Annotated in this window: 19 protein-coding genes; 10 read left to right on the top strand and 9 right to left on the bottom strand. The window is 61.4% G+C overall.

Translation table 11 applies throughout. From position 1 onward, the window contains the following. Positions 1 to 4 precede the first annotated feature (4 nt). Both NPS46_RS11220 and algB read right to left on the bottom strand, forming a co-directional pair. A complete protein-coding gene (locus NPS46_RS11220; protein ID WP_274107058.1) occupies positions 5 to 1792 on the bottom strand; it encodes a KinB sensor domain-containing domain in 1788 nt (595 codons plus the stop codon). A gap of 10 nt (positions 1793 to 1802) precedes the next feature. After that, a complete protein-coding gene (gene algB / locus NPS46_RS11215; RefSeq protein ID WP_274107056.1) occupies positions 1803 to 3149 on the bottom strand; it encodes a sigma-54-dependent response regulator transcription factor AlgB in 1347 nt (448 codons plus the stop codon). Between the two features lie 441 nt (positions 3150 to 3590). Between algB and NPS46_RS11210 the strand changes: the two genes are divergently transcribed. The 5 genes from NPS46_RS11210 (at position 3591) to NPS46_RS11190 (ending at position 7931) form a co-directional block, all read left to right on the top strand. Beyond that, a complete protein-coding gene (locus NPS46_RS11210; RefSeq protein ID WP_274107054.1) occupies positions 3591 to 3878 on the top strand; it encodes a hypothetical protein in 288 nt (95 codons plus the stop codon). An 80-nt stretch (positions 3879 to 3958) separates the two neighbouring features. Next, positions 3959 to 4123 (top strand): DUF1328 domain-containing protein, encoded by a 165-nt coding sequence (locus NPS46_RS11205; protein WP_274107052.1) that lies wholly within the window; start codon positions 3959 to 3961, stop codon positions 4121 to 4123. Positions 4124 to 4125: 2 nt separating this feature from the next. Further along, on the top strand, positions 4126 to 4593 hold the full coding sequence (locus NPS46_RS11200; protein WP_274107050.1) for an inhibitor of vertebrate lysozyme family protein: 468 nt from the start codon (positions 4126 to 4128) through the stop codon (positions 4591 to 4593). Between the two features lie 691 nt (positions 4594 to 5284). Further along, a complete protein-coding gene (gene gltP, locus NPS46_RS11195; protein WP_274107048.1) occupies positions 5285 to 6586 on the top strand; it encodes a glutamate/aspartate:proton symporter GltP in 1302 nt (433 codons plus the stop codon). A 115-nt stretch (positions 6587 to 6701) separates the two neighbouring features. Continuing rightward, entirely contained in the window at positions 6702 to 7931 is a 1230-nt protein-coding gene (locus NPS46_RS11190) for a nucleoside recognition domain-containing protein (protein ID WP_274107046.1), read from the top strand. Between the two features lie 22 nt (positions 7932 to 7953). On the opposite strand, the gene NPS46_RS11185 is transcribed toward NPS46_RS11190, so the two are convergent. From NPS46_RS11185 to NPS46_RS11155, 7 genes are all read right to left on the bottom strand, one after another. Beyond that, entirely contained in the window at positions 7954 to 8568 is a 615-nt protein-coding gene (locus NPS46_RS11185; RefSeq protein WP_274107044.1) for an ABC-type transport auxiliary lipoprotein family protein, read from the bottom strand. Further along, positions 8565 to 9503, bottom strand: coding sequence for an MlaD family protein (locus NPS46_RS11180; protein ID WP_274107042.1), 939 nt, complete (start codon positions 9501 to 9503; stop codon positions 8565 to 8567). The genes NPS46_RS11185 and NPS46_RS11180 overlap by 4 nt, the downstream gene beginning before the upstream one ends. Position 9504: 1 nt before the next feature. After that, positions 9505 to 10308 (bottom strand): ABC transporter ATP-binding protein, encoded by an 804-nt coding sequence (locus NPS46_RS11175; RefSeq protein WP_274107040.1) that lies wholly within the window; start codon positions 10306 to 10308, stop codon positions 9505 to 9507. Next, entirely contained in the window at positions 10305 to 11390 is a 1086-nt protein-coding gene (locus tag NPS46_RS11170; RefSeq protein WP_274107038.1) for an ABC transporter permease, read from the bottom strand. Before NPS46_RS11170 ends, NPS46_RS11175 begins: the two co-directional genes overlap by 4 nt. A gap of 140 nt (positions 11391 to 11530) precedes the next feature. Continuing rightward, positions 11531 to 12574: a DUF5924 family protein gene (locus NPS46_RS11165; protein ID WP_274107036.1), complete on the bottom strand. Its 1044-nt coding sequence runs from the start codon at positions 12572 to 12574 to the stop codon at positions 11531 to 11533. 118 nt (positions 12575 to 12692) lie between these two features. Next, positions 12693 to 13580 carry a lysophospholipid acyltransferase gene (locus NPS46_RS11160; protein WP_274107034.1) on the bottom strand — a complete coding sequence of 296 codons (888 nt, stop codon included), beginning with the start codon at positions 13578 to 13580 and terminating at the stop codon, positions 12693 to 12695. Between the two features lie 35 nt (positions 13581 to 13615). Then, positions 13616 to 14179 carry a DNA-3-methyladenine glycosylase I gene (locus tag NPS46_RS11155; RefSeq protein ID WP_274107032.1) on the bottom strand — a complete coding sequence of 188 codons (564 nt, stop codon included), beginning with the start codon at positions 14177 to 14179 and terminating at the stop codon, positions 13616 to 13618. An 84-nt stretch (positions 14180 to 14263) separates the two neighbouring features. Here NPS46_RS11155 and glyQ point away from each other — a divergent pair, with 84 nt between their 5' ends. The 5 genes from glyQ to NPS46_RS11130 all read left to right on the top strand — a co-directional run bounded on the left by glyQ (position 14264) and on the right by NPS46_RS11130 (position 23812). Further along, the gene (glyQ, locus tag NPS46_RS11150; protein ID WP_003177094.1) at positions 14264 to 15217 is read left to right on the top strand and encodes a glycine--tRNA ligase subunit alpha; all 954 of its coding nucleotides are present in this window, start codon (positions 14264 to 14266) and stop codon (positions 15215 to 15217) included. After that, positions 15214 to 17268, top strand: a complete 2055-nt coding sequence (gene glyS / locus NPS46_RS11145) for a glycine--tRNA ligase subunit beta (RefSeq protein WP_274107025.1) — start codon at positions 15214 to 15216, stop codon at positions 17266 to 17268. The genes glyQ and glyS overlap by 4 nt, the downstream gene beginning before the upstream one ends. Before the next feature lie 3 nt (positions 17269 to 17271). Continuing rightward, the gene (gene gmhB, locus NPS46_RS11140) at positions 17272 to 17820 is read left to right on the top strand and encodes a D-glycero-beta-D-manno-heptose 1,7-bisphosphate 7-phosphatase (protein ID WP_274107023.1); all 549 of its coding nucleotides are present in this window, start codon (positions 17272 to 17274) and stop codon (positions 17818 to 17820) included. Between the two features lie 78 nt (positions 17821 to 17898). Next, on the top strand, positions 17899 to 18669 hold the full coding sequence (locus tag NPS46_RS11135; protein ID WP_274107021.1) for a lysophospholipid acyltransferase family protein: 771 nt from the start codon (positions 17899 to 17901) through the stop codon (positions 18667 to 18669). Positions 18670 to 19552: 883 nt separating this feature from the next. Further along, the gene (locus tag NPS46_RS11130) at positions 19553 to 23812 is read left to right on the top strand and encodes an autotransporter domain-containing protein (protein WP_274107019.1); all 4260 of its coding nucleotides are present in this window, start codon (positions 19553 to 19555) and stop codon (positions 23810 to 23812) included. Positions 23813 to 24094: the final 282 nt, after the last annotated feature.

Below are 24094 nucleotides of genomic sequence, written 5' to 3'. Positions count from 1 at the left end.
GCCCCTAGAGCGGCAAGGTCATATAAAACTGCGTGCCTTGCCCCGGCCGCGAATAGACCCCCATCCGCCCACCGTGCAATTGCACGATCTCCTTGCAAAGCGCCAGGCCTAGGCCGGCGCCACCTTTCTTGCGGCCAACCTGGACGAAGGGTTCGAAGATCCGGCCCTGCTGGCCGTAGGCGATGCCTTCACCAGTGTCTTCCACACTGAGAATCACCCGCTCGCCGTGGCGGCGTCCCTGCAATTGGATCTGCCCTCCCGCGGGCGTGTGGCGCAGAGCGTTATCGAGCAGGTTATCGAGTACCCGCTCCAGCTGGGCACGGTCAGCGTGCAGACGGGGTAGGGGCTCCTGCACTTCCACGCTCAGGGTAATCGCGCGCTCGCCGGCACGCAGGGCAAAGCGCTCGCGTGCCTGTTCAAGCAACTCATCCACGGCACAAGGCGCCAGGGTGAGCTTCTGCAAGCCATTCTGATAACGGGAGAAATTCAGCAGATCGTTGATCAACTGCATCAAGCGCTGCATCTCTTCATTGACCGTATCGAGCAGGTCGGCCTCGCGCGAGTCTTCGGGGTAATGCACCCGCTCGCGGAACAGCCCAAAGGCCATGTGCATCCCCGTGACCGGCGTCCGTAACTCGTGGGAGGCGCGCAACACGAACTCGCTGCGCACACGTTCGAAGGCGCGCTGTTCGGTCACGTCATGCAGCACCATCACGGCGCCAAGGATATCGCCCTGCAGATGGCAGACAGGCGTCAGGCTGTAGGTCAGCAAACGTGATTCGCCACCCACCTCGACACTCAGGTCTTCCGGCGCCCGCTCCAGGGTGCCGCCGCGCAGGATCAGGTGCAGTTGCTCGTCCAGCTCGGGCCGCTGCAAGGCTTCGCCCAACCCGCGGCCCAGGCGCGGCTCATCCCAGCCAAGCTGGCGCTGGGCGACCGGGTTGAGGTGCTCCAGACGCCCCTGGCGATCAATGATCAGCAACCCGTCGTCGATGCTGTCGAGCACGGCCTGCAAACGCTGCTGACCGGCCAGCAGTTCATCGACATTGGTCGCCTGATGTTCACGCAGGGCTTCAGCCATGATCCCGAAGCGGCGGGTCAGTTGGTTCATTTCAACGGCCGAGGCAATCGGCAGCGTCACATCGAAATTGCCTTGGCCGATGTGGTCGGCGGCCTTGGCCAGGGCCTCGATGGGCGCGCCGAAGCGCTGGGCGATACCGTGAGCGGTCACAAAACCGATCACCAGCACCGCCAGGCCGACCAGCCCGAGGAGGGAGGCCACCAGCAAGGCCCGGTCGCGCGCCGCGCCTTCCATGGCGCTGACATTGTCCAGGGCCTGCTTGTGCTCGGCGATCAGCCCGTTGCGCAGGGCATTGAAGCTTTCGCTCAGGGCCTGGTTGCCTTCCAGAGCGCCCTGTTCATTACGCGAATGCTCGAAAACCTCGAGGAATTTCTCGTAGTTGATCCGCGCCTCGGCAAACCCGCTGCGCAGGCCATTTTTCTCTTCGTGCTCAATGCCCTGCTCAAGCAACGCCATATAGTTCTGGCGAGCAGCCTGCAGCGCGGCCGAATCGGGATGCTCGCCCAGCATGACAAGAAACTGGTCACCCAGGCTCTGGCGCAATTTGAGCCCCAGGTCGAGGCTGATGAAGTTGTCGCGAATCAACGCTTCCTGGGATTTGGCCATCTGCATCACACTGACCAGCCCGAGCAGCAGGCCGAGCAAGGCCACGGTCATCAATGCGGAAATGCTCAGAAAGAGCCGGGTGCGCAGCTTCATCGCGAGTTTCATCAGCAGGTGCTCACAAATTGTACTGCTTGCGCTTGCGGTACAGCGTCGAGGCATCGATGCCCAACGTCCTAGCGGCCTGGTCGAGGGTATCGCTGGTGGCCAGGACCGCCCCGATATGCGCCTTCTCCAGCTCATCCAGGCTCAGGGCTGCGCCGATGCGCGGGGTGTTCTGGGTGGGTTGCTCGGCCATCCCCAGGTGGCTGATTTCCACACGTTCCTGGGCGCAGATGATGCTGGCGCGTTCCACCACGTTGCGCAGCTCGCGGATATTGCCCGGCCAGCGGTAATTGAGCAGGGCCTGGCGGGCCTCGTCGCTGAAGGCGCGGGCAGGGCGGGCATACTCCTTGACGAAGCGCGCCAGGAAGCGATCGGCCAACGTCAGGATGTCTTCGCTGCGCTCGCGCAAGGGCGGCAGGTGCAGGGTGATCACATTCAGGCGATAGAGCAGGTCTTCACGAAAGCGCCCCTCGCGCACCATGTCTTCCAGGTTCAGGTTGGTCGCGGCCAAGATCCGTACATCGGCCCGACGCGTCACCGGGTCGCCGACACGCTCAAATTCCTTGTCCTGAATAAAGCGCAGCAGCTTGGGTTGCAGGGTCAATGGAAAGTCACCGATCTCATCGAGAAACAGCGTGCCGCCATCGGCCTGGTTAACCCGTCCCAGGGTGCTTTCGCTGGCACCGGTAAAGGCCCCGCGGCTATGACCGAACAGCTCGCTCTCCATCAATTCGGCGGTCAGCGATGGACAGTTGATGGTGACGCAAGACTTCTTCGCCCGCTTGCTCCAGCCGTGAATGGCCCGGGCCAGTTCGCCCTTGCCGGTGCCGGATTCGCCGAGGATCAGAATATTGGCATCGGTGCCCGCCACCTGGCGGGCGGTTTCGAGCACCACCATCATGGCCGGGCTGTGGGAGTCCAGACCGTCCTTGGGCTTGCGCACCTCGCCTTCAAGGGCCTCCAGGCGCGCCGACAGTTGGCGCACTTCCAGCTGCTTGGCCGTGGCCAGGCGCAATTGGTCGGGGCTGCAGGGTTTGACCAGGTAATCGGCGGCGCCGGCCTGGATCGCATCGACTGCAGTGTCCACCGCCGAATGGGCCGTCACGATCACCACACGCATCCAGGGCGCCTGGATGCGCATCTGGGCCAACACGTCGAGGCCGTTGTCTTCGCCCAGGCGCAGGTCGAGAAAGCACAGGTCGAAGACCTGGCGTTGCAACAGTGCTTCGGCCTGGGCCGAACTGTTGGCGGTGGCGACGCTATAGCCTTCATCTTCCAGGCAATAGCGGAAGGTGCGCAGGATGGCGGACTCATCGTCCACCAGAAGAATCCGGCCTTGGTATTCCGGGTCTGCTTCCATTTCCTTCGCTCCTAGAATGAATGACCTAGTTTAGTCCCGGAAAAATCGGGCAAGTTGCATGATTATTTCTTACATCAAAATCGTCTTGCAGAGTAGCCATCCACCGCGGCTATTGCTAACAAACTGATTTTATTAATTTTTGATGATGGCCGGGATCCTTCGATTTCCCACCCCGACAGCGCCTGTACCGCCCATTCCATCCCCTGATCGTCGCCAGCGGCATCGTGCATTACGCACGATCGCCGGGGCCTCATCGTGCAGGTTGCTTGCCAATATCATTTTTATAATTCTGCAACATATTGATATATAAGCATTTTTTACAAACCAACGGACTGGCATGCACGCTGCAATGTACTGGTTAACTACCGGTTAACCCTTCAGGGCAGCCTCGACCCCTGAACCACCCATCGAATGACACATGCGTGTTGGAGGAATTTCAGGATGAATCGCCAACGTCTTGCCGGATTGCCGCTCTCGACGCTTCACGTGCAGCAAGGGTTGTTTGCGTCCCTGGCGCTGGTCGCCACCTTGATCGGCGCTCAGCAATGGCAGCGTTGGCAGCAGGCTCCTGAACCATTGCTGCATTCATCCCACCACACCACCGTGCAGACACAGTTTCGCGCGGCCAGCAGTCGGCCGGCCGAAGGCGGGTTTATAAGCCTGATGTCGACCGAACAGCGCGACACCACCACCAGCGAGTGGCCACGCGAAGAGCGCTGGGTGTTCTAGCAATGACGCACTCGTCGAAGGTGGCGAGTGTGAAGAAGCAGTAACCGCACCACCCAATCCAGGTATTAAGGAGAATCACCATGTTGAGCTGGGCTATTACCTTCCTGATCATCGCCATTGTCGCTGCGGTTCTGGGCTTCGGTGGTATCGCGGGCACCGCCACCGGCATCGCCAAGATTCTCTTTGTCGTGTTCCTGGTGATGTTTGTCCTTTCGTTCTTTTTTGGCCGTCGCGGCCGAGGCTGAGCATGGCCAATCAAGTCTTCAGGGGTTTACTGGCCGCCCTGTTACTGGGTGGCCCGACCCTGGCCATGGCTGACAACGACGGTCAGGCCCGGGTCAACCAATTACTCGCCGCCGACCCCGGCTATCGGACGGCCTGGCAGAACGTGGTCGAAAAGGAAGAGCGCCTGCCCGAATGGGTGATCAACCTGAGCGGCGAAGCACAGCCGATGCTGGGCGTCGAAGAGCAGGGGGAGCCCTATCAGGTCGGTACCTTGTGTGAAACCCAGGCCGGCTGCCTGCAACAACGCCTGATCGTCGCATTCAGTTTCGACAAGAAACACGCCTACGCCATGCTGGTCGAGGTCCCGGCGGGGTTGCCCAAGGACAAGTCGCCTAGCCGCCATGCCGCCTATCGCTTCCTCGGCAAGCCGGATACCGGCATGCAGGCGCTGCTCAGGGAGCAGTTGAAGAAGGACGCGAGCTGGTATTGAAACGGATCTGTGCGGGGCGGCTTCCCCAGGGAGCGGTCCCGCTCGCACCGCCCGATAACGGCTGATGCGTGACCAGGGGGCCGGGATGCACTGATTGCAACAGGATCGGTGTGACCTACGGGTACAGGGAGTGCCTGCGCAAGGGCCGGGTCAGGAAAGAGCGGCGGCGCAGGTCCATCAGTCGAATCGTGGCGTGATGGACCTGCGGCGAGCTTCTTCAACACCGCGGATTACCGCGCATTGGATCCAATTAAGCCAATGGTTTTTCGTTTCAGCCGCCCTGAATCCATGACCGTACATCGCCCATCGGCATTTTTATTTGTCCTTTCTTCGTGCTGCCTAGACCTTGCCTAACCGGGCAAATTGGTCATCTTTTGCCATACTCATCCGATGCAGAATACCCTCTGAAATGGCCAGTTCACGGCGCTTTAGGCATTAAAACCCTATTTTTCAGGGCTTTGGCACGCTCGTCTCGTCATGAAATGTCTATGCCGATTCGGCATAGGGTAGGCGTTTACGGCATTAGACGGGGCGGGGCTGCATCGGAATAGTTGCGCCCTTTTTCGCCTGCCACAGTGCCAATCGGCTCCCCTGTGGCGACCTTTCATGGAGACAGGTGCGCAGACTCCTTCGCTGACCAGCGTCGTGGTGGTGCGTATCTGCCCGAGTCCACTTCAGCAAGGGTAATGACATGAAGAAGGCCCGCATCAGCCTCGCCTGGCAGATCCTCATCGGTCTGGTCCTGGGGATCGCCATCGGCGCACTGCTCAACCACTTCAGCGCCGAAAAGGCCTGGTGGATCAGCAATGTCCTGCAGCCTGCCGGCGATATCTTTATCCGCCTGATCAAAATGATCGTGATTCCCATCGTGATCTCCTCCCTGGTCGTCGGCATTGCCGGGGTCGGTGATGCGAAGAAACTGGGGCGCATCGGCCTCAAGACGATCATCTACTTCGAAGTGGTCACCACCATTGCAATCGTGGTCGGCCTGCTGCTGGCCAACGTGTTCCACCCGGGTGCCGGCATCGACATGAGCACCCTGGGCACGGTCGACATCTCCAAGTACCAGGCCACCGCCGCCGAAGTGCAGCATGAGCATGCGTTTATCGAAACCATCCTCAACCTGATCCCTTCGAACATCATTGCCGCGATGGCCCGTGGCGAAATGCTGCCGATCATCTTCTTCTCGGTCCTGTTCGGCCTGGGCCTGTCGAGCCTGCAGGCCGAGTTGCGCGACCCACTGGTGAAAGTGTTCCAGGGCGTCTCGGAAAGCATGTTCAAGGTCACTCACATGATCATGAACTACGCCCCCATCGGTGTATTCGCACTGATCGCCGTGACTGTCGCCAACTTCGGCTTTGCTTCGCTGCTGCCGCTGGCCAAGCTGGTGGTGCTGGTGTACTTCGCCATTGCGTTCTTCGCCCTCGTGATCCTGGGTGTGATCGCCCGGTTGTTCGGCTTCTCGGTACTCAAGCTGATCCGGATCTTCAAGGACGAACTGGTCCTGGCCTACTCCACCGCCAGCTCGGAAACCGTGCTGCCGCGCGTAATCGAGAAGATGGAAGCCTACGGCGCGCCGAAAGCCATCTGCAGCTTCGTGGTGCCGACCGGTTACTCGTTCAACCTGGATGGCTCGACCCTGTACCAGAGCATCGCGGCAATCTTTATTGCCCAGTTGTACGGCATCGACCTGTCGATCAGCCAGCAGTTGCTGCTGGTCCTGACCCTGATGGTCACCTCCAAAGGCATCGCCGGTGTGCCGGGCGTGTCCTTCGTGGTGCTGCTGGCGACCCTGGGCAGCGTCGGCATCCCGCTCGAAGGCCTGGCCTTTATCGCCGGTGTGGACCGCGTGATGGATATGGCGCGTACCGCTCTCAACGTGATCGGCAACGCCCTGGCGGTGCTGGTAATCTCGCGCTGGGAAGGCATGTACGACGATGCCAAGGGCGAGCGCTACTGGAACTCCCTGCCACACTGGCGCACCAAGGCCTGATCCGGGCTTTGGCAGCACCAGCAGGCATGCCTGAGACAAACCCCGGACCTTCCGGGGTTTGTCGTTTCTGGCACCCGGCCGTTATCATTCGCCGCATCTTTCAGGAGTTCTTTCGATGCTCAACGGCTTGTGGCTCGGCTTCTTTGTGGTGGCGACGGTGTCGGCGCTGGCCCAATGGCTGGTCGGCGGCAATGCCGGGGTCTTCGCGGCCATGGTGGAAAGCATCTTTGCCATGGCCAAGCTCTCCGTTGAAGTCATGGTGTTGCTGTTTGGCACCCTGACGCTCTGGCTCGGCTTTCTGCGCATCGCCGAAAAAGCCGGGATCGTCGACTGGCTCGCCAAGGCCCTGGGCCCGCTGTTCAGCCGGCTGATGCCAGACGTGCCGCCCGGTCACCCCGCCATAGGCCTGATCACGCTCAACTTCGCCGCCAACGGCCTGGGCCTGGACAACGCGGCCACGCCCATCGGCCTCAAGGCCATGCGGGCCCTGCAGGAACTCAATCCCAGCCCGACCACGGCGAGCAACGCGCAGATCCTGTTCCTGGTACTCAATGCCTCGTCACTGACCCTGCTGCCCGTCACCATTTTCATGTACCGGGCCCAGCAGGGCGCTGCCGACCCGACGCTGGTGTTCCTGCCGATCCTGCTCGCCACCAGCGCTTCGACCCTGGTCGGCCTGCTCTCGGTCGCGGTGATGCAGCGCCTGCGCCTATGGGACCCGGTGGTGCTGGCCTACCTGGTGCCGGGCGCCTTGCTGCTCGGCGGCTTTATGGCGCTACTGGCCGGGTTGTCGGCCACCGCGCTGGCCGGGCTGTCGTCGATCCTGGGCAACCTCACGCTCTTCGGCCTGATCATGCTGTTTTTGCTGGTGGGTGCCTTGCGCAAGGTGAAGGTCTACGAAGCATTCGTCGAGGGTGCCAAGGAAGGCTTCGATGTCGCCAAGACCTTGCTGCCCTACCTGGTGGCGATGCTCTGCGCGGTCGGCGTATTACGCGCCTCCGGGGCACTGGACTTCGGCCTCGACGGTATTCGTCACCTGGTGGAATGGGCGGGCTGGGACACACGGTTTGTCGATGCGTTGCCCACGGCGCTGGTCAAACCCTTCTCCGGCAGCGCAGCGCGAGCGATGTTGATCGAAACCATGCAGACCCAGGGCGTCGACAGTTTCCCCGCCCTGGTGGCTGCAACCATCCAGGGCAGTACTGAAACCACCTTCTATGTGCTGGCGGTGTACTTCGGCGCCGTGGGTATCCAGCGCGCTCGCCATGCGGTGGGCTGCGCCTTGCTGGCCGAGCTCGCCGGCGTCGTCGCAGCGATCAGCGTGTGCTACTGGTTCTTCGGCTGACCGCCCCTCAAGGTTGAGGCGCCTATTTCGCCGGGAGCCTGACGCCTTGTTCGATCACCCAGTGAATCAACTGGCGGGTCAGTGTATCGCTGGCCTGGCCAAACCCTGTGACCACCGCAGGAACCTGTTTGTCCGCCAACGGCTGGCGCGCTTCAAAGCGGCGGCTGGCAATGATCCGCTGATCGCTGCCGCGCACCAGCCGGGCATCCAGGCGAATCACCACCGCGGCGTCCTGGCCGTGGTACTCGGTCTGGAACGCCTGCAACTCGCCACCCAGCTCGTAATCCGCCTGTAGGTTGCTGTCATCGGTACTGAGCAATGACACCCGGCCGTCGCGCTGGAAGGCATCGAGAATGCGGTTGCGCAGTAGCACCGGAGCCGGGTCGCTCCAACGCGAAGCCTTGTAATTGCTGATCAGGTTGCCCTGGGGCATCACGGCAATAGTGGGGCTGTTCAGTGCCTGGCTCGCCAACGGCTTGGCGATTCGCAGCGACCAGGGCAAGGCCGGCCCCGCAGGAGGCACCGTACTCTGGGGCGCAGGCAACCAATAGACATCCGCCGGTACGGGCGCGGGCAGGATGGTGCACCCACCCATCAGGGTCACGGCGGCGAGCAATGCGAGGGCGCGCAGTTTCATGGAGTGAACTCCTTGTTCTTGTCGCGGCCCAGCAGGTAGCCGCTGGGGTTGGCTTCCAGGCGCTGGGCAATGCCGCGCAGCGAGCCCAGGGTGTCGCGCAGTTCGCGCACGGCCGGCGCCAGCTCATTCAAGCCCTGCATGCCGCTGCTGATCGAATCCTGGTTGTCGTGCAGCAAACGGTCGATGGTGGTGGTGCTTTGCTGCAACGACTGCATGGCCTGCTCGGCGCTGCTGAACATCTGCCGGCCCTGGTTGTTGAGCAGGCCGTTGGCGTTGCGCATCAGTGCCGTGGTCTGTTCCAGGGTGGCGCTGGCCTGTTTGCTGAGGGTGGCCAGCTGGCGCAGGGTGTCACGTACACCGTCACGTTCGCTGGCGATAACCCCAGTGGTCTGCTCCAGGTTTGCCAGCGTCTGGCTGATACGGCCGGCGTTCTCGGGGGAAAACATCTGGTTGGCGTTGTGCAGCAGTTCGTTGATGCCGGACATCAGGTCGCTGCTGTCAGTCAACAACCGGGCGATGGGCGACGGCGTCGCGACAATCACCGGCAGCTTGCCGTTCTTGCCTTCAAGCGGCGGGCTCTCGGGGGTGCCACCACTCAACTGAATGTTCGAAGTACCGGTGATCCCCGCCAGTGCGAGTTTGGCCTGGGTATCCTGCTTGACCGGCGTATCACCGGCCAGGCGAATCCGCGCCAGCACTCGCCGCGGGTCTTCGGGGTCGAGGCGCAGTTGCACCACGTCGCCCACCTTGATCCCGCTGTACTGCACGGCACTGCCCTTGGAGAGCCCCGTCACGGCCTCGTTGAACACCACTTCATAATCCTTGAAGGCGCTGTCGACACTGGACTTGGCCAGCCACAGGCCGAACAGCATCGCGCCAACCACCACCAGCACGGTGCACAGGCCGATCAACACATGATGCGCGCGGGTTTCCATGTCATCCCTCCTTGAGCGCTGTCGCTGCCTGATAGGCAGCCCGGCCGCGAGGACCGTGGAAATATTCGTGGACCCAGGGATCGTCCGCCGCCGCCACGCGGTCGATGGCATCGGCCACCAGCACGTGCTTTTGCGCCAGCACCGCCACCCGGTCGGTGATGGTGTAGAGGGTGTCCAGGTCGTGGGTAATCAAAAACACACTCAGCCCGAGGGCATCGCGCAGGGTCAGGATCAACTGGTCGAAGGCCGCGGCGCCGATGGGGTCGAGGCCGGCAGTCGGTTCGTCGAGAAACAGGATGTCCGGGTCCAGCGCCAGCGCGCGGGCCAGGGCGGCACGCTTGATCATGCCGCCGGACAGCGACGCTGGGTACTTATCCGCCGCCGACAAGGGCAGGCCGGCCAGGGCCAGCTTGACGCACGCCAGGTGCTCGGCGTCGGCGCGGCTCAGACCGGCATGCTCGATCAGCGGCAGGGCGACGTTTTCGGTCACCGTCAGCGAGGAGAACAGGGCGCCCTTCTGGAACAGCACGCCAAAGCGTCGTTCGACCAGCGAACGCTGGTGTTCATTGAGGCTTTTCAGGTCCTGGCCAAAGACCCGCACCTGGCCTTCGCTGGGCTGGCGCAGGCCGACAATACTGCGCAGCAGCACGGACTTGCCGCTGCCCGAACCACCCACCACGGCGAGGATCTCGCCTTTGTACAAGCCCAGGTCGAGGTTCTCGTGCACGCTTTGCTTGCCGAAGCGGTTGCACAGGCCACGAACCTCGATCACCGGCTCGTTTGATATGCGCGGGGAACGACTCACCAGCCCATCTCCATAAAGAACAGCGCCGCGACCGCATCGAGCACGATCACCACGAAGATCGACTGCACCACACTCGACGTGGTGTGCGCGCCCACCGACTCGGCGCTGCCACTGACCTTGAACCCTTCCAGGCAGCCAATGGCCGCAATCAGGAAGGCAAAGAAGGGCGCCTTGACCAGGCCGACCAGCAAATGCTGGACGCCAATATCCGAATGTAACAGGGCCAGGAACATCGCTGGCGAAATCCCCAGGGACAGTGCACACACCACACCGCCACCGACAATCCCGCAGATCATGGCCAAAAAGGTCAGCAGCGGCAGGGCAACCAACAACGCCAGTACCCGTGGCAACACCAGCAGCTCCATCGGATCGAGACCCAGTGTGCGGATCGCATCGATTTCCTCGTTGGCCTTCATTGAACCGATCTGCGCGGTAAAGGCGCTCGCGGTGCGACCGGCCATCAGGATTGCGGTCAGCAAGACGCCGAATTCGCGCAGAAAGGAAAACGCCACCAGGTCCACGGTAAAGATGCTCGCGCCAAAACTGGCCAGCACCGTGGCCCCCAAAAATGCCACCACGGCGCCCACCAGAAAGGTCAGCAGGGCAATGATCGGGGCCGCGTCCAGGCCAGTCTGTTCGATATGGGCAACCACCGGGGTGATCCGCCAGCGCTTTGGCTGGAACAGGCCACGCAGCAGGGTCTCGAGGATCAGGCCGATAAAGCCGAGCAGTTGCTTGCTGTCCTGCCAGACCGTGTCCACGGCACGGCCAATACGGACCAGGAGTTGCATCCCCACGGACGCTTCGCTGGCCTTGACCGGTACGCAGAAGTCGGCCATCGAGCAGTAGACCGTTTGCAACAGCGCGCGGTCGGCGGCTGAAAGCGGGTCGCCCTGATCGGCCAGACGCCCGACGCGCTCGGCCCCCAGCAATTCGACCAACAGCGAAGCGCCAGCAGTATCCAAGGCGCCCAGCTCACTGAAGTCGATGACGATATCGGCGGCGGAGTGCGCCGCAAGGCTCGCAACCAGGTGTTTCAGCGCACTGTAGTGGGCCAGTGTCCAGTCACCACTGATCCGCATCCGCGCAGGGTTACTGGTGGTATCCAGGAGGGCATTGCCGGCCTGTGTGTTAATGGTCCAAAGCTCCTTGCCTGTGGATAATTCACAGATGTCTTTCGTCTAGATACCTGCGACCTGTGGGAGTAATAGCACGATCCCTGTCAGTTTGCTCCGCTTGCCCGGTTCCCGGCTTGATCTGTGTCGGTCACCTCAAAGCGCAACACGCCAATCACCTGGCCGTCTTCGGTCAGCACCCGGACCTGCCAGTTGCCCACCGGGTTGCCCGGGAAATTCTGCTTGTGGGTCCAGGCCCGATAGCCTTCCTTGCGCCCGCCGCGGATATCCAGGGCAATACGGTCGACCTCCTTACCGTTGAACTGCCAGACATGGAAGATCCGCTCATTCAGCCCTCGCGGGGCGTTGATCGCGGTAAAAGCGTAGAGACCGGCGCTGCGCAACTGGGCGGCACTGACCTGCTCCAGGCTGTCGCCAGGGGTCCGGCCCTGCACCTGGGTGCTGATGGCGACATCGGTCATCCACAGGGTCGCCGGCGGCACCCATGAACGCAGCAGCCAGCCGGCACCGCCAATGGACAGGGTCACGCCCAGCACCATCACCCAACCACGCCAGGTGCGCAGCGGCAGGCTGACGGCCAGGCTGGGAAACGACAGCAGCATCGCAATACCCAGCGCCAGCTTGTAACTCTGCGCGGTGGTCAGGTGCAGGATGATCGGCAGGGCGGTCAGCAAGGCCGCGAACAGCGTCAGCGTATGCAACCCGAGAAACAGCCAACGGCGCGGCGCCAGCCACTTGTAATAAAGCGGATCGGTAATCGACACCAATGCAGCAGCACCCAGCAGGCCGGTAAAGACCAGCTGACCGCTGTTCCAGGTGGTGGTGATAAAAAAGAAGGGCAGGACGAAAAACAGGCTTTCCTGATGAATCATCTGCGTCGCGTAGCGCAGCAGCGGCGGCGGGATCTCCCGCTTGAAGACCTTGCTGAACAACTGCGTAAAGCTGTTCTCCAGCATCAGCCAGAGCCAACTGACCAGCATGATCGCGGCGATCCAGGTGGCCATTTTCTGCTGGCGATCGACCAGGATAAAACTGCCGATCCCCGAGCAGAAACCGAACAGCGCGATCACCCCTGGATAGCGCTTCATCAATTCGAGGACGCGCTGTACGTAATGATTCCAGTTGGGCATTCGGCGGTTCACAGTCTAGGTAAGAGAAAACGCCGACAGGATAGCGTTTCAAGGGCCCGCACCGCGAGCAATGCCGGGCCTTGGGCGCTAGCGCCCAAGGCCCGGGGGATTCTTGACCTCAGTACCAGCGCTCCTCACCGGCAGGGCGCTTCTTGAAGCGCTTCATGCTCCACATGTACTGGCTTGGGTAGGCTCGCACATAGCGCTCGACCACCTTGCTCATGGCCGCCGCCGAGGTTGCGGTATCGGTGCTGTACATGTCCTCGGGCGCGGCTTCGAGGATGACCTTGAAACCTGAGCCATCAGGCAGGCGTATGGCATGCAGGAATACACCCACCGCCTTGCCACCCGCCAGCATGTTCGGCACGAACTTGCTGGTCAGCGCCTGGGTACCCAGAAACGGCACGAAGATCCCCGCGGATTCGGCCGGTTCCGGATCGGCAGGGATACCGACGGCGCCGCCCTTGCGCACTTCCTTGATCACACTGAGGATGCCCTCCTTGGTCGAGGCAGCAACGCGATTGCCCAGTTGCACGCGCTGCTTGCGCAACAATTCGTCCACGGCCTTGAGCTTGGGCGGACGGTAGAAAATGATCGGTTTGCACTGACTGCAATAGAAGTGATTGAGCACTTCCCAGTTGCCCAGGTGGCTGGTGATGCCCACCACGCCCTTGCCCGACGCCAGTGCGTCCTTGAGGACTTCCAAACCTTCGACTTCGCGCACCAGCGCAATCGACCGCTGGGCCGGCCAGATCCAGGCGCAGGCGCTTTCGGTCAGGGATTTGCCGATATCCATCAGGCTTTGCCCGACCAGACGCTCGCGAGCCACCGGATCGAGCTCGGGGAAACACTTGGCTAGGTTGATGCGCACGACCTCGCGGGAACGGTTGGGCAGTTTCCACATCAGCCAGCCAATCGCCGAACCTACCGCCTGCACAGCCCCCCACGGCAGCAGGGCAAACAGTCGCAATGCTCCCACAAGCATGGCGCCTTTAAACTTATCCACAGGTCACTCCTGTCGTTGTCCGAATCATCAGCCGATTATTGTAACCGCGGGTTTGCCAGCTGCGCGTAACGATCACAATCCGTGGTGTGGTCCATGACCATGCCCGAGGCCTGCATAAAGGCGTAGCAGATGGTCGGTCCGACAAAGGTGAAGCCGCGCTTTTTCAGGGCCTTGCTCATGGCCTCGGCTTCGGGCGTCACCGCCGGCACCTCGCCACGACCCTGGAAGTGATTGATCTTCGGCGTCCCGCCGACAAACGACCAAAGCAGTTCCACCGGATCCTCCAGCGCCAGCCAGGCCGCGGCGTTGCGCCGGGCGGCATTGAGTTTCAGACGGTTGCGGATGATCCCGGGATCGAGCATCAGATCCTCGATTTCGGCGTCGCTCAACTGGGCCACGCGCTGTACATCGAAACCGAACAGCACCTCGCGATAACGCGCACGCTTTTTCAAAATGGTGATCCAGGACAACCCCGCCTGGAACCCTTCGAGCAACAGTAACTCGAACAGCCGTTGCGCATCGCGCAGCGGCACGCCCCACTCCTGATCGTGATAGGCCATGTACAAAGGATCATCGTTGCACCAAAAGCAGCGTGGCATAAGGGCTCCCAGGGGGGTGGAGGCGCGGTCGAATCGGGTATACTCCCGCTCTTTATTTTCGCAGCCCCAGCACAGGTGAATTTCGTGAGCCAGCCTACGCCAGCCGTGCGCACCTTCCAAGACTTGATCCTCGCCCTCCAACAGTACTGGGCCGAGCAAGGTTGTGTGGTGCTTCAGCCCTACGATATGGAAGTAGGCGCCGGCACTTTTCATACCGCCACGTTTCTGCGCGCCATCGGCCCGGAAACCTGGAACGCCGCCTACGTCCAGCCCAGCCGCCGCCCGACTGACGGCCGCTACGGCGAAAACCCGAACCGCCTGCAGCACTACTACCAGTTCCAGGTGGTGCTCAAGCCGAACCCGGAAAACTTCCAGGAGCTGTACCTCGGCTCCCTGAAGCACGTAGGCCTGGACCCACTGGTACACGACATCCGTTTCGTCGAAGACAACTGGGAATCGCCGACCCTCGGCGCCTGGGGTCTGGGCTGGGAAGTCTGGCTCAACGGTATGGAAGTCACCCAGTTCACCTACTTCCAGCAAGCAGGTGGCATCGAGTGCTATCCGGTCACCGGCGAAATCACCTACGGCCTGGAACGTCTGGCGATGTACCTGCAGGGTGTCGATTCGGTCTATGACCTGGTCTGGGCCGATGGCCCGTTCGGCAAGGTCACCTATGGCGACGTGTTCCACCAGAACGAAGTCGAGCAGTCGACCTACAACTTCGAACACGCCAACGTCGAGAAGCTCTTCGAGCTGTTCGATTTCTACGAAAGCGAGGCCAAGCGCCTGATCGAGCTCGATCAGCCCCTGCCGCTGCCAAGCTATGAAATGGTCCTCAAGGCGTCGCACACCTTCAACCTGCTCGATGCTCGCCGCGCCATCTCGGTCACCGCGCGCCAGCAGTACATCCTGCGTGTGCGCACCCTGGCCCGTTCGGTCGCCCAGGCCTATCTGCTGGCGCGCGCCAAGCTGGGCTTCCCGATGGCAACCCCGGATCTGCGTGATGAAGTGTTGGCTAAGCTGGAGGCTGCGCAATGAGTGCTGAAGATTTCCTGGTTGAACTGGGCACCGAAGAGCTGCCACCCAAGGCCCTGAACACCCTGGCCGAAGCCTTTCTGGCCGGGATCGACAAAGGCCTGCAAGCCGCCGGCCTGAGCTATGCCACCAAGCAGGTCTACGCCGCACCGCGCCGCCTGGCAGTCCTGATTACTCAGTTGGCCACCCAGCAGCCGGACCGCAGCATCAACCTCGATGGCCCGCCACGTCAGGCCGCCTTCGATGCCGACGGCAACCCGACCCAGGCTGCCCTGGGCTTCGCCAAGAAGTGTGGCGTGGACCTGAGCGAAATCGATCAGAGCGGCCCGAAGCTGCGCTACAACCAGCGCATCGAAGGCAAGCCGACGGCCAGCCTGCTGCCGACCATCGTCGAGGACTCGCTCAACGACCTGCCGATTCCCAAGCGCATGCGCTGGGCTGCCCGCAAGGAAGAGTTTGTCCGCCCAACCCAGTGGCTGGTCATGCTGCTGGGCGACCAGGTGGTCGACTGCACGATCCTGGCCCAGAAAGCCGGCCGTGATTCGCGTGGTCACCGCTTCCACCATCCAGAGAACGTAACCATCAGCGCGCCGGCCAACTACCTGGCCGATCTGCGTGCCGCCTACGTCCTGGCCGACGCCAACGAGCGTCGCGAACTGATCGCCAAGCGCACCGCCGAACTGGCCACCCTGCAGGAAGGCACCGCCATCGTGCCGCCTAACTTGCTGGATGAAGTGACCGCGCTGGTCGAGTGGCCAGTGCCACTGGTGTGCTCGTTCGAGGAGCGTTTCCTCGATGTGCCCCAGGAAGCGCTGATCACCACCATGCAGGACAACCAGAAGTACTTCTGCCTGCTAGATGCCGACGGCAAGTTGCTGCCACGTTTTATTACCGTGGCCAACATCGAGAGCAAGGACCCGCAGCAGATCATCTCCGGTAACGAGAAGGTGGTTCGCCCGCGCCTGACCGACGCCGAGTTCTTCTTCAAGCAGGACAAGAAGCAGCGCCTGGAGGATTTCAACCTACGCCTGCAGAACGTGGTGTTCCAGGAGAAGCTGGGCAGCGTATTCGACAAGGCCGAACGGGTTTCCCGACTGGCCGCCTTCATTGCCCCACGCATCGGTGGCGATGCCCAGCGCGCTGCCCGCGCAGGCTTGCTGTCCAAGTGCGACCTGGCCACCGAAATGGTCGGCGAGTTCCCGGAAATGCAGGGCGTTGCCGGCTACTACTACGCACTCAACGATGGCGAGCCGCAGGATGTCGCCTTGGCGCTGAACGAGCAGTACATGCCTCGTGGCGCGGGCGCTGAGCTGCCAAGCACCCTGACCGGTGCCGCCGTGGCCATCGCCGACAAGCTCGATACCCTGGTCGGGATCTTCGGGATCGGCATGCTGCCCACCGGTAGCAAAGACCCCTATGCCCTGCGTCGTGCCGCCCTCGGCGTGCTGCGCATCCTGATCGACAAGCAACTCGACCTGGACCTGACCGAAGCCGTGGCATTCACCGTCAACGCCTTTGGCGCCAAGGTCAAGGCTGCCGGCCTGGCCGAGCAGGTGCTGGAATTCATCTTCGATCGCCTGCGGGCGCGTTACGAAGACGAAGGCGTCGATGTCGCGACCTACCTGTCGGTACGGGCGCTGAAGCCGGGCTCGGCCCTGGACTTCGACCAACGCGTCCAGGCAGTGCAGAAGTTCCGCCAGTTGCCTGAAGCCGCGGCCCTGGCTGCGGTGAACAAGCGCGTGTCGAACCTGCTGAGCAAAACCGAAGGCAGCATCGCGACCACGGTCGAGCCGAAGTACTTCGACAATGCCAACGAGTTCTCGCTGTACTCGGCGATCCAGCAGGCCGACCAGGCCGTGCAGCCGATGGCCGCCGCACGTCAGTACAACGAAGCGCTGGCTCGCCTGGCCTCGCTGCGTGAACCGGTCGATGCGTTCTTCGAGGCCGTGATGGTCAATGCCGAAGATGCCAACGTGCGGGCCAACCGCTATGCGTTGCTGGCCCGCCTGCGCGGGTTGTTCCTCGGGGTTGCCGATATCTCCTTGCTGGGCTGATCGATGAAGGACGAGGCCGTGAAGCTGCTGATTCTCGATCGGGACGGGGTGATCAACTACGACTCCGACGCGTATATCAAGTCGGTGGAGGAGTGGATCCCGCTGCCCGGCGCGATCAGCGCAATTGCACAGCTGAGCAAGGCTGGCTGGACGGTGGCCGTGGCCACCAACCAGTCCGGCATCGCTCGCGGCTACTACGACATCGCCACCCTGGACGCCATGCACGCGCACTTGCGCAGGTTGGTGGCGGAGCAGGGCGGCGAACTCGGCCTCGTGGTCTATTGCCCCCATGGTCCGGACGAGGGCTGCGCCTGCCGCAAGCCCAAGCCCGGCATGCTGCAAGCCATTGCCGCGCACTACGGTGCCGATCTGAGCCATCTGTGGTTTGTCGGCGACAGCCTGAGTGACCTGGAGGCCGCTCGGGCCGTCGATTCTCAGCCTGTTCTGGTGAAAACCGGAAAAGGCGAGAAGACCCTGGCCAAATCCCTGCCGGTGGGCACTTTGATTTTTGACGATCTGGCGGCGGTTGCCGCAGAACTTATCCACAACTAGAGCACCTTCGACGACCTATCCAGGCAATCGAGGCGCGCTTCAAACAGGCGGGCAGCGCTCGCAACGGTAAATGACGCTATGTCGATCCTGCAGGCATTCAGAATCTTCTTCTTTTACCTGCTGCTGGGCACCAGCTCCCTGCTGTGGTGTTCCCTGAGCTTTTTCATCGCACCTTTCCTGCCCTTCAAGGCGCGCTATCGCTTTATCAACGTCTACTGGTGCCGCTGCGCGTTGTGGCTGACCAAGACGTTTCTGGGCATCAAGTTCCAGGTCATTGGCGCCGAGAACGTTCCCGAGCGGCCCTGCGTCATCGTTTCCAATCACCAGAGTACCTGGGAGACCTTCTTCCTCTCCGCCTACTTCCAGCCCCTGAGCCAGGTGCTCAAGCGGGAACTGCTCTACGTGCCGTTCTTTGGCTGGGCCATGGCCATGCTGCGACCCATCGCGATCAACCGGGATAACCCCAAGGCCGCGCTCAAGGTTGTCGCACAGAAGGGCGACGAGTTGCTCAAAGACAATGTCTGGGTGCTTATTTTCCCCGAAGGCACTCGCGTCCCGTTTGGCCAGGTCGGCAAATTTTCGCGCAGCGGCAGTGCCCTGGCAGTGAATGCCGAGCTGCCCGTCCTGCCGGTGGCGCACAACGCCGGCAAGTTCTGGCCAAAAGAAGGCTGGGCCAAACGTGCCGGCACCATCCAGGTGGTTATCGGCGCTCCCATGTACGCCCAGGGCACCGGTCCACGGGCCATTGCCGAGCTTAATGACCGGGTTCAGGCCTGGAATGAGCAGGCGCAGCGCGAGATGGGTTCGTTGCCTGCAACTCCGGCCAATGAAGAGCGCGCTGCGGTCTGAAAAAATTGTGGATAACGTGTGCACAAGATTTTTTCTGATCGGTGTAAACAGTAACTAAGCCAATGATTTATAAGCTTATTTCTTTAAGCTACAGTTTTATTAAAAACGTGCATAAGTTTTTCTAAGCGACTCAATAGCCGGCATTGATGCCGGCTTTTTTGTGCCTGGCAAAACAGCATTTTCGGTACAGAGCCCAGCATGTGCGCCAGGCATCAGAGCCGACCTGTCTCAGGCGACGACTTTCGACGCTTTTCTTCAGCACCATTCCCCTAAAAACCTGTTCGGCACAGACGGTTATTGAGGACGGATCCGTCCCTTGGCTGTCCTGGTGGGTGAAAAATGGGCGTGAGGTGTCCCTTAAAGATCAGGCCCGCTCGCAAAACGCGCGGGACAGGAAAACTGCATTTTGGTTCAAAAATAATTAGAAATCATTGATAGAACTACAGACAACCCTCGGCAATACCCGCACAATCAGGCAATTTCGAGATAATTAGTCACAAAAACCCGTGCTGAGTGGAAGCCACTTCGTGAGCGCGTGACCGTTTTCTTGAACACTCTGACAGGCACACCTCTGGTCGGGCTTGAGTTTACCTAAGGATGGGGACAGCAATGCTTCGACGATCAAGCGGTGCCTACCGGCCCCCACTGCCTCCCCCAGGCTGACAGCCGACTTCCCCTGAAACCGTCCCACCCTCTTTAACAATAAGCAAAAAAATCTGTATTGGGAGAACGTATGTTGCGTCCTGGCAGCGCGGTAGCCGATATACGGGAGTGGTCATTTGCGACCCTTTTTTCAATGGTGTCCCAACGTCAGCGATCAGGTCGCAGAACCGTCATAGGCGAAAGCCGTGGCCTTTCGCTGCTGTTCGTCTCGTTGTGCCTGATGCTACTGGCCCTGGGGGCGAACCCAACGCTGGCAGCCGACAGCCAGATCTGCGCCCCGGACCAGACGTTTACGGTCGCCTCGGGCGACAAGCACACTATTGATTTATCGGCTTGCAGCCCTTTTGGCCTGCAGGATAACCATCCGACTCCTGCCCACGGCACGATAACAGGCCTTGACTTCAACGGCAGCGGCATCGCGTTCTACACGAACAATGGCGACGGAGCCACCTCCGACTCATTTACCTTGCAGGATGAAGCCTCCAACGATATCCGCTTCTCGGTCACCATCCTGCCCGCAAACGCCCCCATCAGCGTGCTACCCGCGAGCTTATCGACGCCCTCAATCGGTACGCCCTACAGCGTAAGTATGTCTGCTTCCGGGGGCGTCGGCCCCTATACCTACACGACTACCGACACCTTGCCTCCCGGCCTGACCCTGACCTCGAACGGCACCATTTCCGGTATTCCAAGGGCATCCGACTCCTTTGATTTTGCGGTCAAGGTCACCGACTCGACGCCGGGCACGCCGCTGACCACCATCAAAAACTATTCAGTCACGATCGCCTTCGCGACACTGACCATATCGAGCACGCCTGCGCCGCCTCAAGGTGTCATTTCACAAGCCTATAGCCATCAATTCAACACGAGTGGCGGCACCGCGCCTTATAGTTATGCAGTGGAGTCTGGCAACCTGCCGCCGGGCATCTTGGTATCCACCAGCGGTTTAATGTCCGGGACGCCAACCGCTACAGGCGATTACAGCTTTGTCCTCAAGTCCACGGACGTAACCGGTGGCCGCGGACCGTACAGCGATACCTCGCCCTTTACTGTCAAAGTCACTGCGGCCATCCAGCCGCCGGTCGCCGGCCCCGTCAACGTTTCGGTTTCAACCAATAGCACCGCCAATCCGCTCACCCTCGCCTTGAGCGGCGGCGCGGCCACTAGCGTGGCGGTAGCCACCGCTGCCAGCCACGGTGTAACCACCATCAGCGGCAACAGTATCAGCTACACCCCCACCATCGGTTTCGCCGGCTCGGACAGCTTCAGCTATACCGCGACCAACACGGCGGGGACTTCCAGCCCGGGCACTGTCACTGTCACCGTCAACCCGGTGGTCCCCTTGGCACCCACGATAGGCGCAGTCACCACTGGCAACGGCCAGGCCTCGGTGAGTTTCACCCCGCCAGCCAACAACGGCGGCAGCTCGATCACCAGCTATACCGTCACGTCCACTCCCGGTAATTTCACCGGCTCCGGGAGCAATAGCCCGATTATCGTAAACGGTCTGAGTAACGGCACCGCGTATATCTTCAGCGTCACCGCCACTAACGCCGTTGGCAGCGGCAGCGCATCGGCGGACTCTAGCCCGGCCACACCCAGTGCTGTGCCAGTGATCAACGGGGTTTCCCCGAACCGCGGACCAGCAGGGGGCGGCACCAGTGTCACGATTACCGGATCAGGCTTTCTCACGGCCACGGGCTTGAAGTTTGGCGCCACTTCCGCTGACAACATTACGTTCCTCAATGACACGCAGATCACCGCGACCTCACCGGCGGGTAGCCCGGGCATAGTCGATGTAACCGTCATTACGCCAGGCGGCACCAGCGCCACCAGTGCGGCAGATAGGTTCACCTATGTAGCGGCACCGGTGGTGAACAGCATTTCAACCTCCACCGGGCCGGCCGACGGAGGCACCCACGTCACCATCATGGGGACAGGCTTTACCAACGCGACGGTAGTCACCTTTGGTGCAACCGCCGCCGCATTCACGGTCAACAACGACTCCCAGATCACTGCCACCTCCCCGGCCGGTACGGGCACAGTCAGTATCCAGGTGACAACGGCAGGCGGAACCAGTGCTACTGGTGCAGCGGACCGGTTCACCTTTGTCGATGTCATGGTTGGCGCCGTCATCGCTACTGTCCCCTATGGCAGCTCAGACAATACGATTGCACTGGATCTCAAAGGCGGCTCACCGACCTCAGTGTCGGTCGTGTCAAACCCCGCGCATGGCTCCGCCACCGCCAGTGGCACTGATATCACCTACACACCCACCGCTGGCTACTCGGGCGCGGATTCATTCACCTATAGCGCGACAAAGGACGGAATCACCTCCGCCCCCGCCACGGTCTCCATCACCGTTTCGCCACCGACGCAGACCGTCACGCCAGCCGGCCCATGGACTGCCACTCGCGGTGTGCTTTACAGCCAGACCCTGACCTGGAGTGGCGGTAAGGCACCGTACTCCAGCTACACCGCCCTGGGCTTGCCGAGTGGATTGAGTGTGAGCAATCCTACGGCCACCAGCGTCACCATCTCCGGTACCCCGACCCAGGCCGGCAGCTTCTCGATCACCGTCAGCGCGCGGGACAGCAGCACGGGCGACGGGCCTTTCACTCATCCTGCAACCTTTACGCTGACGGTCAACGCCGCTTCGGCACTGACCCTCTCCCCGGGGGCCACAACATTCAACGCAACCTCCGGTACTGCGTTCTCGCAGACCTTCACCGCCAGCGGAGGCCTAGCGCCTTATACCTTCGCACAGACCGGTGCGTTACCCGCCGGGGTGGTCTGGAACGCCAGCACAGCCACGCTAACAGGCGAGCCCACCGAAAGTGGCGACTTCCCGTTCACGATCATGGCCAGTGATAACAGTGGCGGGGCACCGGAGACCCTCACGCAGAGCTACACCCTGAGAGTCGCCAATGAAATCCCGGTGGCCCCAACACAGTCCATCAACAGTGCTGCCCCTGGCCAACCGGTAGTGATCAATTTGACAAGTAACGCTACGGGGGGCCCATTCACCGGGGCCAACCTGATCTCCATGGTCCCGGCGAACGCCGGCACCGCGACGATCAGTGCTGTGGGTGGTGGCGCTGCCAGGATGAGAATGCTGGCGGCACCTGCTCCCGGTAATAACTACAGCCTGCGATTCGTGCCCAATCCGGATGCCAGCGGTCTGGTCACCCTGACCTATACCCTGAGCAATGCCTCCAGCACCTCAAACCCTGGCGTGATCACTATCAGCCTCAGCTCGCGCAGTGATCCGTCCAAGGACGCCGAGGTGCAAGGCTTGATCAATGCCCAGGCCAACAGCAGCCGACGCTTCGCCAGCGGTCAGATCAGCAACTTCCAGCAACGCCTGGAGGCCCTGCACGCAGGCAACGTCAGTTCGTTCAGCAATGGCTTCACCCTGACGTCAGCCAGCCTGCAACGCCAGCGTCAGCGCCAGAACCTGAGCGATGACCCCACTGGCATCGACCAGTGGATGCAGATCCAAAGCGCCAAACTGCAGTCCGATCAGTCGCTGCGCTTGAACCAGAGCAACAGGCTGACGAACCAACCCACGCAAGCCCTGAAGAAAAACTCGGCCGGCGAGCTGACCCCGGAACTCGGAAACCAGTCAGCCAACGCACCAACCTCTCCCTTGGCATTCTGGACCAGCGGCACCATCAGCATGGGTGACGACTCCAGCGGCAAATCGGGCCAGGATCAGGAGTTCGTCACTTCGGGCTTGTCCGTGGGCGCGGACTACCGCCTGGCCCCCAACCTGACCGTAGGCCTGGGCTTTGGTTATGGCCACGACAAAACCGATATCGGCGATAACGGTAGCCGTAGTCAGGCCGACAGCTACAGCCTGGCGCTGTATGGCAGCTACCGGCCATTCGAGAACATCTATTTGGACGGGGTGCTGGGTTACCAGCGCCTGACCTTCAACAATCGCCGTTATGTCACCGACACCGCCGGGATGGTCAATGGCGACCGTGACGGCAGCCAGGTCTTCCTCTCGCTGGCGGCCGGTTATGAGTATCGCCAGGAAAACTGGCTGCTCTCGCCCTACGCTCGTCTTGACCTCGCCAACGCGACACTCGACAAGTACCGTGAACGTGGCGATGAGATGTTCACCCTGAGCTATGACGAGCAGAAGGTGAAAACCACCAGCACCAGCCTGGGCGTGCGAAGCGAGTACGCACGGTCCACGGGCATCGGTATCCTCACGCCAAGCCTGCGGATTGAGTACCAGCACGACTTCCAGGGAGCCGGGGATGCAGCGATGCGCTATGCCGGCGTCAGCGGCGACGGTGCGCTGTACCACGTCAAACTCGACGCCCTTGGCCAGGATCGTGGCGTGTTCGGCCTGGGTCTTGGCTTGCTTACCGAGAGCAACTTCAGCCTGAACATGGAGTATCAGTACACCCTGAGCTCGGGCGCACAGAAGGCGCAATCGATGTTGTTCAATCTGAGAAAGCCGTTCTAAGCGTCAACTCAGGTACTTAATAAGGGAGCCATCGGCTCCCTTTTTTATTGCGAATACCGTCGGCCGCGAGCATATCCTTCTTGAGCACCGCGGCGCCGGCTTCCAGCGCGCAGCCGTTGCCATTGCAACGCCTCGGTCTGCCTCCCATCAGCACAGAGTGGCTGCGACGGATAGGAGAACAGGCAAGACAGGTGTGTGCTGTAACTCTGTACGCCAGGCAAAAAAAATCCGGAACCCTTATCAGATTCCGGATTTTCTTGCCCCTCAAGGATTAGCCAGCAA

The sequence above is a fragment of the Pseudomonas putida genome (assembly GCF_028682395.1).
GTDB lineage: Bacteria > Pseudomonadota > Gammaproteobacteria > Pseudomonadales > Pseudomonadaceae > Aquipseudomonas > Aquipseudomonas putida_AB.
This window is presented reverse-complemented; position numbering and strand designations above follow the sequence as displayed.